Origin of the sequence: Streptomyces sp. NPDC093085 (assembly GCF_040683935.1) — a bacterium.
Classification (GTDB): Bacteria; Actinomycetota; Actinomycetes; order Streptomycetales; family Streptomycetaceae; genus Streptomyces.
Genome location: NZ_JBFBFB010000007.1, coordinates 293,797 through 307,440 on the forward strand (window position 1 = coordinate 293,797; position 13,644 = coordinate 307,440).

12 protein-coding genes are annotated in these 13,644 nt (G+C 71.2%); 7 read left to right on the plus strand and 5 right to left on the minus strand.

From position 1 onward, the window contains the following. Positions 1-20: 20 nt before the first annotated feature. The 3 genes from moaC to galU form a co-directional block, all read right to left on the minus strand. Complete coding sequence (gene moaC, locus AB0O07_RS21930; RefSeq protein ID WP_365635833.1) at positions 21-485, minus strand: cyclic pyranopterin monophosphate synthase MoaC; 465 nt, start codon at positions 483-485, stop codon at positions 21-23. A gap of 250 nt (positions 486-735) precedes the next feature. Beyond that, a complete protein-coding gene (gene glp, locus AB0O07_RS21935) occupies positions 736-2,067 on the minus strand; it encodes a gephyrin-like molybdotransferase Glp (protein ID WP_365635716.1) in 1,332 nt (443 codons plus the stop codon). Between the two features lie 3 nt (positions 2,068-2,070). Continuing rightward, entirely contained in the window at positions 2,071-2,997 is a 927-nt protein-coding gene (gene galU, locus AB0O07_RS21940) for a UTP--glucose-1-phosphate uridylyltransferase GalU (protein ID WP_365635717.1), read from the minus strand. A 132-nt stretch (positions 2,998-3,129) separates the two neighbouring features. Between galU and AB0O07_RS21945 the strand changes: the two genes are divergently transcribed. Beyond that, a complete protein-coding gene (locus tag AB0O07_RS21945) occupies positions 3,130-3,741 on the plus strand; it encodes a 5-formyltetrahydrofolate cyclo-ligase (RefSeq protein ID WP_365635835.1) in 612 nt (203 codons plus the stop codon). Here AB0O07_RS21945 and AB0O07_RS21950 read toward each other — a convergent pair. Beyond that, entirely contained in the window at positions 3,731-6,613 is a 2,883-nt protein-coding gene (locus AB0O07_RS21950; RefSeq protein WP_365635719.1) for a penicillin acylase family protein, read from the minus strand. The genes AB0O07_RS21945 and AB0O07_RS21950 overlap by 11 nt on opposite strands. 356 nt (positions 6,614-6,969) lie before the next feature. Here AB0O07_RS21950 and AB0O07_RS21955 point away from each other — a divergent pair, with 356 nt between their 5' ends. The 6 genes from AB0O07_RS21955 to mscL all read left to right on the plus strand — a co-directional run bounded on the left by AB0O07_RS21955 (position 6,970) and on the right by mscL (position 13,240). Next, on the plus strand, positions 6,970-8,559 hold the full coding sequence (locus AB0O07_RS21955) for a potassium/proton antiporter (RefSeq protein ID WP_365635721.1): 1,590 nt from the start codon (positions 6,970-6,972) through the stop codon (positions 8,557-8,559). 438 nt (positions 8,560-8,997) lie between these two features. Then, positions 8,998-10,239, plus strand: a complete 1,242-nt coding sequence (locus tag AB0O07_RS21960; protein WP_365635837.1) for an MFS transporter — start codon at positions 8,998-9,000, stop codon at positions 10,237-10,239. A 66-nt stretch (positions 10,240-10,305) separates the two neighbouring features. Then, on the plus strand, positions 10,306-10,677 hold the full coding sequence (locus tag AB0O07_RS21965) for an FmdB family zinc ribbon protein (RefSeq protein WP_365635723.1): 372 nt from the start codon (positions 10,306-10,308) through the stop codon (positions 10,675-10,677). A 131-nt stretch (positions 10,678-10,808) separates the two neighbouring features. Beyond that, on the plus strand, positions 10,809-11,642 hold the full coding sequence (locus AB0O07_RS21970) for an S-methyl-5'-thioadenosine phosphorylase (protein ID WP_365635725.1): 834 nt from the start codon (positions 10,809-10,811) through the stop codon (positions 11,640-11,642). Between the two features lie 209 nt (positions 11,643-11,851). After that, entirely contained in the window at positions 11,852-12,526 is a 675-nt protein-coding gene (locus tag AB0O07_RS21975) for a hypothetical protein (protein ID WP_365635727.1), read from the plus strand. 225 nt (positions 12,527-12,751) lie between these two features. After that, positions 12,752-13,240, plus strand: coding sequence for a large conductance mechanosensitive channel protein MscL (mscL, locus tag AB0O07_RS21980; RefSeq protein ID WP_365635729.1), 489 nt, complete (start codon positions 12,752-12,754; stop codon positions 13,238-13,240). A gap of 40 nt (positions 13,241-13,280) precedes the next feature. On the opposite strand, the gene AB0O07_RS21985 is transcribed toward mscL, so the two are convergent. Then, the gene (locus tag AB0O07_RS21985) at positions 13,281-13,508 is read right to left on the minus strand and encodes a hypothetical protein (RefSeq protein WP_365635731.1); all 228 of its coding nucleotides are present in this window, start codon (positions 13,506-13,508) and stop codon (positions 13,281-13,283) included. Between the last annotated feature and the right edge of the window lie 136 nt (positions 13,509-13,644).

The following is a 13,644-nucleotide window of genomic DNA, read 5'->3' on the forward strand; positions in this document are numbered from 1 at the left end:
GGGGACGGCCGGCGGGGTGGTCATGCCGGGCCCCCGCTCGTTCTGTCCCCGGCCGCGTCGGGGCGGCTCCAGGTCCCCGACTTGCCGCCGGTCTTCTCCTCGACCCGTACGTCCGTGATGACCGCGCCCTTGTCGACGGCCTTCACCATGTCGATCACGGTGAGCGCGGCCACCGAGACGGCGGTCAGCGCCTCCATCTCCACGCCCGTACGGTCCGTGGTCTTCACCGTCGCCAGGATCTCGACCGCGTCGTCCGCGACCGTCAGGTCGACCTTGACGCCGGAGACGGCCAAGGGGTGGCAGAGCGGGATCAGGTCGGGGGTCCGCTTGGCGCCCATGATGCCCGCGATACGGGCCGTGGCGAGCGCGTCGCCCTTGGGCACTCCCCCGCCCCTGAGCAGTTCGACGACCTTCGGCGCGACCAGCACCCGGCCACTGGCCCGGGCCGTACGCGCCGTGACCTCCTTGGCGGAGACGTCGACCATCCGGGCGGCGCCCGACGCGTCGATGTGGGTCAGGCCGTCCTGGACGCGGTGCGGATCGTGCGGACCGTCCTGGCCGTGCGGACCGTCCTGGCCGTGCGGCGGTCCGGCCTGCCCGCTCGAACCGCTCTCTTCGGCCTGCTGGGGTTGTCCGGGGGTCGCTCCCCGGGAAAACACAGTCATTGGGTGTGGCGCTCCCGGTCCTGGCCCTGCCGGGCCTGTGTGGGCAGACACGGTACGCCACGGCGGCGGGTCAGCCGATCAGGACCACCTCGACCTCCGTGCCGGGCGCCACGGAGACGGTCTCCTCGGGGAGCACGATGAGCGCGTCGGCGTGGGCGAGGGCCGCCACGAGGTGCGATCCGGCGCCACCGACCGGGGTGACGGCACCGGCCTCGGCGTCGTACGTACCGCGGAGGAACTGGCGGCGGCCCGCCGGGGACGAGAGCGTCCCGTCCGCCTTGAGGGTGGCCCGGACCCGCGGACGATGCAGGTCCGACAGGCCCATGAGGGCGCGGATCGCGGGGCGCGCGAAGAGCTCGAAGGAGACGTAGCAGGAGACCGGGTTGCCGGGAAAGGCCAGCAGGGGGGTGTGCTCCGGGCCGATGGAGCCGAAGCCCTGCGGCTTGCCCGGCTGCATGGCGAGTCTGCGGAAGTCGATCCCGCTGCCATCCTCGTCCTCGTCGCCCACCGAGGAGAGCGCCTCCTTGACGACGTCGTACGCGCCGACGCTGACGCCGCCCGTGGTGACGATCATGTCGGCCCGGATGAGCTGGTCCTCGATGGTGGCGCGCAGGGTGTCCGCGTCGTCGGTGACCGCGCCGACCCGGTAGGCGAGGGCTCCGGCGTCCCTGGCGGCGGCGGTGAGGGCGAAGCTGTTGGAGTCGTGGATCTGGCCCCCTTCGAGCGGCTCGCCCGGCTGGACCAGCTCGCTCCCGGTGGACAGGACGACCACCCGCGGGCGCGGGCGGACCCGGACCCTGCCCCGGCCGATGGCCGCCAGCAGGCCGATCTGCGGCGGGCCCAGGACCGTACCGGCCGCCAGGGCGAGGTCACCGGCGTGTACGTCGCTGCCACGGGCCCGGACATGGGCGCGGGCCTCGGCGGAGCGGTGGACCCGTACCTCTCCGCTCGCTCCCGTACGCCCCTCCCCCGCCGGGGACATGGCGGTGACCGCCCCGCCGCCCGTACCGCCGTCGGTCCACTCGACCGGGACGACTGCCTCGGCCCCGGGCGGCAGCGGGGCGCCGGTCATGATCCTGGCGGCCTCTCCCGGGCCGACCTCGGGGAGCGCGCCGCTGCCCGCGGCCACGTCCCCGACGACGGTCAGTACGGCGGGGAACTCCTCGGTGGCGCCCGCCACATCCGCCGTACGGACCGCGTACCCGTCCATGGAGCTGTTGTCGAACGGCGGCAGCGCGACCGGAACCGTGACGTCCTCCACCAGGACACAGCCCTGGGCGTCGAGCAGTTGCAGCTCGATGGGGTCGAGCGGGTGGACCGCGGCGAGGATGTCCGCCAGGTGGTCCTCCACCGACCAGAGCCGGTCCTGCCCGGGATCCGGTGCGTCTGCCGTGCTGCTCACGTCCTACATCTCCTCGCTGACATACCTGCGGAGCCAGGTCCGGAAGTCCGGGCCCAGGTCTTCACGTTCGCACGCGAGTCTGACAATGGCACGGAGATAGTCGCCCCGGTCACCGGTGTCATAGCGGCGCCCCTTGAAGATCACGCCATGGACAGGGCCGCCGGCCTTCTCTTCCGGGGTCGTCGCGGCCCGGTGGGCGGCGGAGAGGTGCTGGAGGGCGTCGGTGAGCTGGATCTCGCCGCCCCGGCCCGGCTCGGTCCTGCGGAGTATCCCGAAGACGGCGGGGTCCAGCACGTAGCGGCCGATGATGGCGTAGTTGCTCGGGGCGTCGGCGGTGTCGGGCTTCTCGACCAGGTCGTGGACCTTGACGACGTCGGAGTCGCCGGTGGGTTCCACGGCGGCGCACCCGTAGAGGTGGATCTGCTCGGGGTCGACCTCCATGAGGGCGACGACACTGCCGCCCTCGCGCTCCTGCACCTCGACCATGCGGGCGAGAAGGGGGTCGCGCGGGTCTATCAGGTCGTCGCCGAGCAGGACGGCGAAGGGCTGGTCGCCGATGTGCGGGGCGGCGCAGAGGACGGCGTGTCCGAGCCCCTTGGGGTCGCCCTGGCGTACGTAGTGCATGGTGGCGAGGTCGCTGGACTCCTGGACCTTGGCGAGGCGTCCGGCGTCGCCCTTGCGGGTGAGCGCCTGTTCCAGTTCGTAGTTCCGGTCGAAATGGTCCTCAAGAGGCCGCTTGTTGCGACCGGTGACCATGAGGACGTCGGAAAGGCCGGCCGCCACCGCCTCCTCGACCACGTACTGGATCGCCGGTTTGTCGACGACCGGCAGCATCTCCTTGGGCGTGGCCTTGGTGGCGGGAAGGAACCGGGTACCGAGGCCGGCCGCGGGGATGACAGCCTTGGTGATCCTGGAGGGCGAATGAGTCATGGCGGGGAGCCTATCCAGCACATATGGGCGGAAGATGATGGTTCGCTTAACTTTCTTCTCATGTAAACCAATAGTTCCCTTGAGAGAGGTTTGTGACGCCCCGTGAGCGATGGTTCGCCGGAGAAGCCGGTGATGCCGGAGAAGAGCCTTCTGCGAAGTGAACTCCTCGCCGCGCGCGGGCTGCTCTCCGGTGAAAACGTACGGCGGGCCGCGGAAGTTCTCGCCCGCAGGGCACTGGCGCTGCCGGAGCTCGCCGAGGCCCGTACCGTCGCGGCCTATGTGTCGGTCGGGCGCGAGCCGGGGACGCGCGCGCTGCTGGACGCGCTGCGCGAGCGGGGCGTACGGGTCCTGCTGCCGGTGCTGCTGGCCGACAACGATCTGGACTGGGCCCGCTACGAGGGCGCGGAGCGGCTCGTACGGGCCGGACGGGGCCTCCTGGAGCCCGACGGGGCCCGGCTCGGTCCGGAAGCCGTCCTGGAGGCCACGGCGGTCCTGCTGCCCGGTCTCGCGGTGGACGGCCGGGGGATGCGGCTGGGCCGGGGCGGCGGCTCGTACGACCGGGTGCTGAGCCGGCTGGCCGGGGCGGGGGCCGAGCCCGCGCTGGTGGTGCTGCTGTACGCGAACGAGGTGGTCGCGCGGGTCCCGGAGGAACCGCACGACCACCCCGTACGGGCCGTGGTGACGCCGGAGGGCGTCAGGCGCTTCGGCGGCGCCCAGGGCTTTTCGGCGGCGCCTAGGGCTTGAGTGTCAGCACGTCCTTCGTGCTGTTCTGCACCGCTTTGGGTGTGTAGGACCAGTCCAGCAGCTCGCCCTTGGCCCACTTGTCCGTCTGGTCGGTGTAATGCGGGCTGTACGCGTGCCCCGAGGCCCCGGTCAGGTTGATCCAGCGGGACTTGTCCCAGTCACCGACATTGACGACCATCCGCATCGACGGCACCCAGACGACGTCGTAACCGCCCGCCGCGTTCCAGCCGGTGGCGTTGACCGCCGCCTCACCGCCGCTCATGTTCCACGGACCGCGGTTGAGCATCTGGCGCAGGACGCCGGGGCCTTCGGTGCCGAGGGTCTGGTTACGGAGCTGGAGCTGGTGCAGCCGCCCCCAGCTCCACGTGGAGACGTCCTTGCCGAGCTCGGCCGTCAACTCCCAGCGCGCGTCCTTCATGGCGCGCTTCAGGAGGCCGTCACGGGTGGTCGTGGCGGCGTCGCGGCGGCTCTTGGGAGAGCTCCACCACTCGTTCTTGTCGTCCTTGACGATGGAACGCACGACCTCGTACCAGCGGTCTCCGCCGTCCGGCTGCGCCTGGTCGGGGGCGCGCTGGCCGCACTCCCGTACGAGCTTGTCGGGGTCGTCCAGCGGGCCGGTGGAGACGGCGGGACGCACATTGAGGCACTCGCCCTTGACGCGCACCTCCTTGGGGAGCTTGTCCCCGAAGGCGAGTTTGAGGACGTTGCGCCACACGGCGTTGAAGTAGGCGGCGGCGCCCGAGTCGGAGTCCTGGGTGTAGTCCCAGCCTTCGAGGAGCTTCTGCGCCTCGCGGATGGCCGGGTCCGAGATGTCGATCTTGAGCAGGTAGGGCATCAGCACCTTGGCGATCTCGCTGCTGTTGTCCATCTGCATGGTCTGCATGTCGTCGGTCGAGATCTTCCCGCCGTCCTTGATCTTCGACTCGATCAGGTCGTTGATCCGCTGGCTGCGGGCGCCGTAACCCCAGTCCTTCGTCAGCAGGTACGGGTACTTCTCCGCGTCCAGGACGGCCTGGTTGGCGGTGACGATGTAGCCGCGCTCCGGGTTGTACTCGTAGGGCAGCTCGGCGAAGGGGATGTACCCGGTCCACTTGTACTTCGGGTCCCAGCCCGGCGCCGGCATCGTGCCGTCGCCCTCGGCGCGGATCGGGATCCGGCCCGGCGTCTGGTAGCCGATGTTGCCCTTGGTGTCGGCGTAGATGAGGTTCTGCGAGGGGACGTCGAAGTGCTCGGCGGCCTTGCGGAAGCCCGCGAAGTCCTTGGCGCGGTTCAGCTCGAAGACGGCGTCCATGGCGTTGCCGGGCTGGAGCGCGGTCCACTCCAGGGAGACCGCGTAACCGGTGCCGCGGTCCGGGGCGACATCGCCGACCGGGGCCTTCTCACCGACCTTCGCGAGACCGCTGTCGCGGTCGGAGACGATGGGCCCGTGGTCGGTGGAGCGGATGGTGATGTCCTTGCTGCCGCCTCCGGCGATCTTGATGACCTCGTGGCGGAGCTTGAACTTCTTCTCCTCGGTGCCGTACTGGTACGTCTCTCCGTTGACCTTCTCCAGATACAGGTCGGTCACATCGGCGCCGAGGTTGGTGAACCCCCAGGCGATGTCCTGGTTGTGGCCGATGACCACGCCGGGCATCCCGGAGAAGGTGTAGCCGGCGACGTCGTACCGGCAGGTCTCCGAGACGCTGCGGCAGTGCAGCCCCATCTGGTACCAGAGCGAGGGGAGCTGCGGGGCGAGGTGCGGGTCGTTGGCGAGGAGGGGCTTGCCCGTCGTCGTGTACGTGCCCGAGACGACCCAGGAGTTGGAGCCGATGCCGCTGCCGCTCGGGCCGAGGAGGGCGGGGATCTCGTCCAGGGTGCCGGAGAGGGCGCTGAGACCGGACTGGAAGCCCTGGGCGGCCTCGGCGGCACTGTCGGAGCCGCCGGTCGTCAGAGAGACCGTGGAGGCGCCTGTGGAGCCCGTTCCGGTGCCGCCGAGGGCCGTACCGGTGCCCGTCCCCGTTCCCGTACCGCCGGTGCCGTCGCCCACGACCGTACCCGCGGTGCCGGTGCCGGTCTCGCCGCTCCCGGCGTTCCCGCTGTTCCCGCCGTTTCCGGTGGGCTGGGCGGCGGGGTCGTACGCGCCTGTGGCCGGGTCTATCCCGCCCTCACTGACGATGGGTTTGTTCCGGTCGTACGGGTACTCCGGGTACAGGTCCTTGATCTGCTTCTCGCTCAGCCGGCTGGTCAGCAGCGAACGGTCGATCTCGTCCTGCATGTTGCCGCGCAGGTCCCAGGCCATCGCCTTGAGCCAGGCCACCGAGTCGACCGGGGACCACTTCTCGGGCCGGTAGTCGTTGGTCAGGTTGAGGGCCGCGTACTCGACGGAGATGTCCGCGGCGTCCCGGCCCTTGAGGTACTCGTTGACGCCCTCCGCGTACGCCTGGAGGTTCTTCTTGGTCTCCGGCGACAGCTTGGTGTCGTACTCGCGCTGCGCGACGCCGCGCCAGTCCAGGGTGCGCAGCAGGGAGTCGGTCTTCACCTGGCCCTTGCCGAACATCTCGGAGAGCCGCCCGGCGGTCATATGACGCCGTACGTCCATCTCCCAGAAGCGGTCCTGCGCCTGGACGTATCCCTGCGCGCGGAACAGGTCGGCGTCGCTGTTCGCGTAGATCTGGGGGACGCCGTAGCTGTCGCGCCGGACGTCCACGGGTCCTGAGAGGCCCTTGAGCGTCACGGATCCCGCGGTCTGCGGGAAGGAGGCTCGGACCGTGCCGACGCTCCAGTACGCGCCGTAGCCGACACCCGCGACAAGCGCCAGCACCAGGACGATCACGATCAGACGGGCGCGTCGCCCCTTCTTTTTGACGGAAGGGGGGGCTGTGTTGGCGGGCATCGCTGTCCTTCGAGGGGCAGGGTGGTCCTGGAATGCTGGAGCAACCATAGGCGCAGGCGTTCCGCGCCCCCGACGCGGTGTCATGTAGTGCGACTGATCCGATGACCGATCCGGCGATCACAGAATGATCACACAGAGGTTGACGCATGAATTCCGCTCCGGATTCACCCCTCTTCGCCCCCTGTCATACCGGTCTCCACCCCTGTCGTACCGGCTCTCGCCGGTCGCGCGGCGGCCCCTCTCCACGATCGCGACGGAAATCACATCGATGCTCGTACTGACGATCGAAAGCATCAAGAAAGCGTTAAAGATTAGGTAAGGTAACGAAGTACCGGCTCCCGGAGGAACGATCCGGCGTGCGCGAGGGGAAGGATTGGCCGCTGTCTGTTCACCATCTCAACGAACTGCTGCTCATCAGCTCGCTCGTGCTGCTGATCGCGGTCGCCGCCGTCCGGGTCTCGTCCCGGAGCGGTCTGCCCAGCCTGCTGCTGTACCTGGGCATCGGTGTCGTCATAGGGCAGGACGGCCTGTTCCATGTGAAGTTCGACGATGTCGAGTTGACGCAGGTGATCGGCTATGCCGCGCTGGTGGTGATCCTGGCCGAGGGCGGTCTGGGCACCAAGTGGAAGGAAGTGCGGCCGGCGCTGCCGCTCGCCGCCGTTCTGTCGACGGTGGGCGTCGCGGTGAGCATCGGCGTCACGGCGTCCGCCGCGCACTTCCTGATCGGGCTGGAGTGGCGGCAGGCGGTGATCGTCGGGGCCGTCGTCTCCTCGACGGACGCGGCGGCGGTCTTCTCCGTTCTGCGCAGGGTGCCGTTGCCGTCCCGGGTGACCGGGGCGCTGGAGGCCGAGTCCGGCTTCAACGACGCCCCCGTGGTGATCGTCGTGGTCGCGCTCTCGGCGGCGGGCCCGGCAGAGCACTGGTACATCCTGGTCGGCGAGATCGCCCTGGAGCTGGCGATCGGCGCGGTCATCGGGCTCGTGGTCGGCTGGGCGGGGGCGTACGGGCTGAGGCATGTGGCCCTGCCCGCCTCCGGGCTGTACCCGATCGCCGTGATGGCCATCGCGGTGGCGGCGTACGCGTGCGGCGCCACCGCGCACGGCAGCGGCTTCCTCGCCGTCTACATCGCCTCCATGATCCTCGGCAACTCCAGACTCCCGCACGCCCCGGCGAACCGCGGCTTCGCCGAGGGGCTGGGATGGATCGCGCAGATCGGCATGTTCGTCCTGCTCGGCCTGCTGGTGACACCGCACGACCTGGGCGCCGACTTCCTGCCCGCCGTGATCGTCGGCCTGGTCCTGACGGTGGTGGCCCGGCCGCTGTCCGTGCTGGTCAGCCTGGCGCCGTTCCGGATCCCCTGGCAGGAGCAGGCGCTGATGTCCTGGGCCGGGCTGCGCGGCGCGGTGCCCATCATCCTGGCGACCATCCCGATGGTCCACCAGGTCGAGAGCAGCCTGCGGATCTTCAACATCGTCTTCATCCTGGTCGTCGTGTACACGCTGGTGCAGGGGCCGACGCTGCCCTGGCTGGCGAAAGCCCTGCGGCTCGGGGTCCCCTCCGGGGCGGCCGACCTGGGCATCGAGTCGGCGCCGCTGGAGCGGCTGCGGGGGCATCTCCTCTCCGTGGCGATCCCGTCGGGGTCGAAGATGCACGGCGTGGAGGTCGCGGAGCTGCGGCTGCCGCCCGGGTCCGCGGTGACGCTGGTCGTACGGGACGACAAGAGCTTCGTACCGCTCCCCTCGACCGTGCTGCGCCGGGGCGACGAACTGCTCGTGGTGGCGACGGATCCCGTACGGGACGCGGCGGAGCGCCGGCTGCGCGCGGTCGGCCAGGGCGGAAAGCTCGCCGACTGGCTGGGAACGGGCGGACCGGACAACAGACCCGGCGGCAGACCGGGCAGCGGCGGCGCCGGTACGGGGGCCCGCGCGGGTGGCAAGCGGACATGACCGCCCGGAGAGCGGGCTCCGGCCGGGCGGGCCTGGCTTTCCCAGGCCCACGCCGTGGTATGCCTGTACGATAAAGGCGCAGGTGACCCCTTCTCCGGCACCCGCACCCACCTCGCTTCATCTGCTTCACCCGCACCATCCACTGATCGACCAACCCTGCCTGACGCAGTGCTGGCGCGACCGTATGGCGGCCGTGGCTACCCCTTCTGTGGGCCCTGGTATCTACCGCAGTTCCGCGCAAGAGGACAGCTCTCGGCTGCGCCCGGCCCCGTGACCGACGGGGCCCACCCCGGCGCGCTACCAGGCGGCAGAAAGGCATGGGCCGTGTCCCGCAACACGGTCGAAACCGACACCGGCGCCGGCCATACCGGCGCCGCCCTCACCCCCGGCACCGTCGAGGCGCAGACCGCCCCCGCTCCCCGCCCGGGATACGGACCGCTGCTGCGCACCCCCGGCGCCTGGACGTTCCTGCTTCCCGGCTTCGCGGCACGGCAGCCGTTCGCGATGCTGACGATCGGCATCGTCCTCCTTGTCCAGCACACCACCGATTCGTACGGCACCGCAGGCGCCGTCGCCGCCGTCACCGGTGTGTCCATGGCGCTCTTCGCCCCGCAGGGCGGCAAGCTCGCCGACCGCTACGGGCAGCGCGCCGTCCTGGTTCCGGGCGTGCTGATCCACACCGCGTCCGCGGCGGCGCTGATCGCGCTCGCCCTGGCCGGCGCCCCGGTCTGGGCGCTGTTCGCCGCGGCGCTCCCCACCGGCGCCTCGGTCCCGCAGGTCGGGCCCATGGTCCGTGCGCGCTGGGCCTCGCTGCTGGGCTCGCGCGGCTCGTCGTCCCTGCTGCCGACGGCCGCCGCCTTCGAATCCGTGACGGACGAGCTCACCTTTGTCATCGGCCCCGTGGTGGCGACGGCGCTCTGCGCCGGGATCCACCCGGCGGCGGGACTCGCCGCCGAGGCCACCCTCACCCTGGTGGGCGGGGTCCTCTTCGCGGCCCAGCGCGCCACGGAACCCCGGTCCGGGCGCCACGACAGGGCGGACGGCTCCACCGCGCCGCGTACCTCCGCACTCTCCGTGCCCGGCGTACGTGTCCTGGCTGTGGCCCTCCTCGGGATCGGTTCGGTCTTCGGCGGGATGCAGGTCTCCCTCACCGCGTTCGCGGAGGAGATCGGCGCCCCCGGTGTGAACGGCCTCCTTTACGGGGTCTTCGCGGCGGGCAACATGCTCGCCGGGATCGTCTGCGGCACCCTGGCCTGGAAGACCGGCCCGCGCCGCAGACTGCTGATCGGATACGCGGCCCTGACGCTGGCCGCCTCCGTGCTGTGGACAGCGCACTCGGCCCCGCTTCTCGCCGGCCTCGGACTGCTGGTGGGCCTCTGCATCGCCCCCGCCCTGATCACGAGCTACACGCTGGTCGAGTCGCTCGTGCCCGCCTCGGCGCGCACCGAGGCGTTCACCTGGCTGACCGGGGCGGTCGCGCTCGGGCAGGCGGCCGCGGTCACGGCCGCCGGGCAGCTTGCCGACGCCCATGGCGCGCGCGCCGGGTTCATCGTGCCGATCGCGGGCACCGCACTGGCCCTGGCCACCCTGGTGGCGCTGCGCGCACGGCTCTCCCCGACGGCTTCGGGGCGGGTCGCCGCGCGTGGGAAGAGTCACCGCGCATCGGTGACAGTGGACTGATCGCTCGGAATACGTCACTATGGACCGTCGTTAGCACTCATTGAGTGAGAGTGCCAGGAGGAGCAAGTGCCGACCTACCAGTACCAGTGCACCGAATGTGGCGAGGGCCTTGAGGCGGTGCAGAAGTTCACCGATGACGCCCTCACGGTGTGCCCGAGTTGCGAAGGACGCCTGAAGAAGGTCTTCTCCGCGGTCGGCATCGTCTTCAAGGGCTCCGGGTTCTACCGCAACGACAGCCGCGGCTCGTCGTCGAGCAGCGCCCCCGCCTCGTCCGGATCCTCCGGATCCGGCTCGTCGGGCGCGAAGCCGTCCTCGGACACCAAGGCCGCGGCGTCCGCCTCGACTTCTTCTTCGTCCGGCTCCGGATCCTCCTCGGGCGGTTCCAGCTCCGCCGCCTCGGGGTCGTCGAGCGGCTCCAGCAGCTCGTCCGCCGCCTGATTTCTCTCCTTTCACCGCCAGGGCCCCGTCGTTCCGTACGGCCGGGGCCCTTCGGGTACGAGGGCCCGGCCGCGCGGGCACGGCGGCCCGGTGGAGGGCCGTGCCCGAGTGGGTCCGGCTAGTGTGACCGGATGGCAAATGCAGAGATCGGTGTGATCGGTGGCTCCGGGTTCTACTCCTTTCTGGAGGACGTGACCGAAGTCCAGGTGGAAACGCCGTACGGACCCCCCAGCGACTCTCTCTTCCTCGGCGAGATCGCCGGCCGGAAGGTCGCGTTCCTGCCCCGGCACGGGCGCTCGCACGACCTCCCTCCGCACCGCATCAACTACCGCGCCAACCTGTGGGCCCTGCGCTCCGTCGGTGTGCGGCAGGTCCTGGGGCCGTGCGCGGTGGGCGGGCTGCGGCCGGAGTTCGGCCCGGGCACACTGCTCGTACCCGATCAGCTCGTGGACCGTACGAAGGCCCGGGTCCAGACGTACTACGACGGGCTGCCGCTGCCGGATGGCAGCGCCTCCCATGTCGTCCATGTCTCGCTCGCCGATCCGTACTGTCCTGAAGGGCGCAGGACCACTCTGGCGGCGGCGCGCGGACGCGACTGGGAGCCGGTGGACGGCGGAACGCTCGTCGTGATCGAAGGGCCGCGTTTCTCCACCCGGGCGGAGTCGCGCTGGCATGCGGCGATGGGCTGGTCGGTCGTCGGGATGACCGGTCACCCCGAGGCCGTGCTCGCCCGTGAACTGGGGCTCTGCTACACCTCCATGACGCTCGTGACGGATCTGGACGCGGGGGCCGAGACCGGCGAGGGAGTCTCGCACGACGAGGTCCTCAAGGTCTTCGCCTCCAATGTCGACCGGCTGCGCACCGTGCTCTTCGACGCCGTGGCCGGACTGCCGCCGAACGAGACGCGCGACTGCCTGTGCGCGCACGCGCTCGACGGGATGGACACCGGGATTCAACTGCCCTGACCCCGCGGCGCCTCGATCTTGATTTCCCCGGCTCCCGCTCGGGCCATGCGCGGGAGCGGGGAAAAACCGCGCACAGCCCCCTGAACCACCCTTGCGGGTGAGGGAGTTATCCACAATCGGCGATTGATCCACAGGCCCCGGCAGGATTCCGCCCGGCGGTGCATCGTGAGAAGCGATCTCGGAAATTCTCATGTCAGGCGGTGTCCGTCATGTCCTGTTCTTTCGCGCACGATCCTTCCCGCGCCCCCGCTCCTCCCGCGACCGCGTCCCCGTCGCACCCGGCGTTCGCCCCGCCCGCCCCTTTTCTCCCTTCTTTTCTCCCGTCGGGCGCCGCGCCGCCGCCGCGCGACGTCCCGGCGTTCGCCCCGCTGCGGGTGGGCGGTTCGCGGCAGCGGTGGCGCCGGGCCCTGCTGAGGCGGCGGCGGGCGACGGCGGCCGGCCTCGCCGTGACGGCCGCCGCGCTGGCGGCCACCGGCGCGGGTGGCGGGGCCGGCGGAAATGCGGGCGCCGATGCCCGTGCCGAGGCGGCCGTGGGCGCTCCGGCGCCCCTGCCGCCGTCCCGGCGCCAACGGGAGGCCCGGCCGGTGAAGATGGTGTCCGCGCCCGTGCGGATCGCGGACGCTGCGACGGTCCGGCTGCTGCGCCGGGGAGACCGCGTCGACGTGATCGCGTCCGCGGCGGTGATGCCGGGCCCGGCGGGGCTCGAGGAGAGCGGACCCGAGGCGCGGGTGGTCGCCAGGGACGCCCGGGTCGCGGAGATCCCGGAGCCCCGGGCGGTCTCGCCGGACGGCGGGGCGCTCGTCGTCCTGTCCGTGCCGCGCGCCACCGCCACGGCGCTGGCCGGCGCGAGCGCCGTCTCCCGACTGGCGGTGACGCTGTGCTGATCCGGGCGGTCAGGCGGCTGGTACGCGGCGCCGTGGAGCGGGCGCGCCCGGTCCTGGGCCGGTTGTGCCGGGCCGGGATCAAGCGGGGCCGTGCCGTGCTGAGTCGTACTGGCGACCGGTGGCGTCGCCTGATCGTGTGTGGGCGGTGGACAGGGTGGGCGCGCGCTGTCGTAGGTTGCGGAGCGGATTGTCACCCCACCAGCACATGTGAAGAAAGGCTCACTCGTGAGCAAGAAGAAGGAGAGCGTTCTCGAAGGCTTCAAGGCCTTCCTGATGCGCGGCAACGTGATCGATCTCGCCGTGGCGGTGGTGATCGGGGCGGCCTTCACCAACGTGGTGAACTCGGTCGTCAAGGGCATCATCAACCCCGTGGTCGGCGCGTTCGGCACGCAGGACCTCGACCGGTACAGCTCGTGCCTGAAGGCGCCGTGCCGGACGAACGCCGCGGGCGAGGTCACAGAGGGCATTCAGATCCTGTGGGGATCGGTGCTGAGCGCGACGCTCACCTTTCTGATCACCGCGGCCGTCGTGTACTTCCTGATGGTGCTGCCGATGGCCCGCTACCTCGCCCGGCGCGCCCGGCAGCAGGCGGCCAAGGAAGAGGCCCAGGAGGTCATCGAGGTCACCGAGCTGGAGGTGCTCAAGGAGATCAGGGACGAGCTGATCGCACAGCGCGGCTCGGGGCAGAGCGGCCCGGCGCGGGGCGCTCCGTAAGGAGGGGCCGACAGGCTGCCCCGGGCCCGGGGCACTCGGCTCAGATGTGGTGGGGCGGCTTCTCGTCGAGGAAGCGGGCCAGGTCGGCCGCGCTGCCGCCGCTCGCGGCGGGACGCTCCCCCCAGCCGTCGTCGGTGTCGTCCGAGGAGTGCTGGTCCAGTGGATCGTCGAAGATCAGCGCGGCGCTCGGGCGGGGTGTCCCCGTCGGCCGTGACGGCTCCGTGGGGTGCTCCGCGGGGTCCGGCTCGGAGGTGGGGGCGGTGCTCATGCCTCCAGGATACGGGGGCGGGTACGCCGCCCGGAGGCCCGCGGCGGGCCGGCGGGCGGCGGCTCCCGCGCCCGGCATCGGACGCCGCGCGCGCGGCCCACCATGGAGAGGGGCCTTCGCCTCCGCCGCCCCTCGC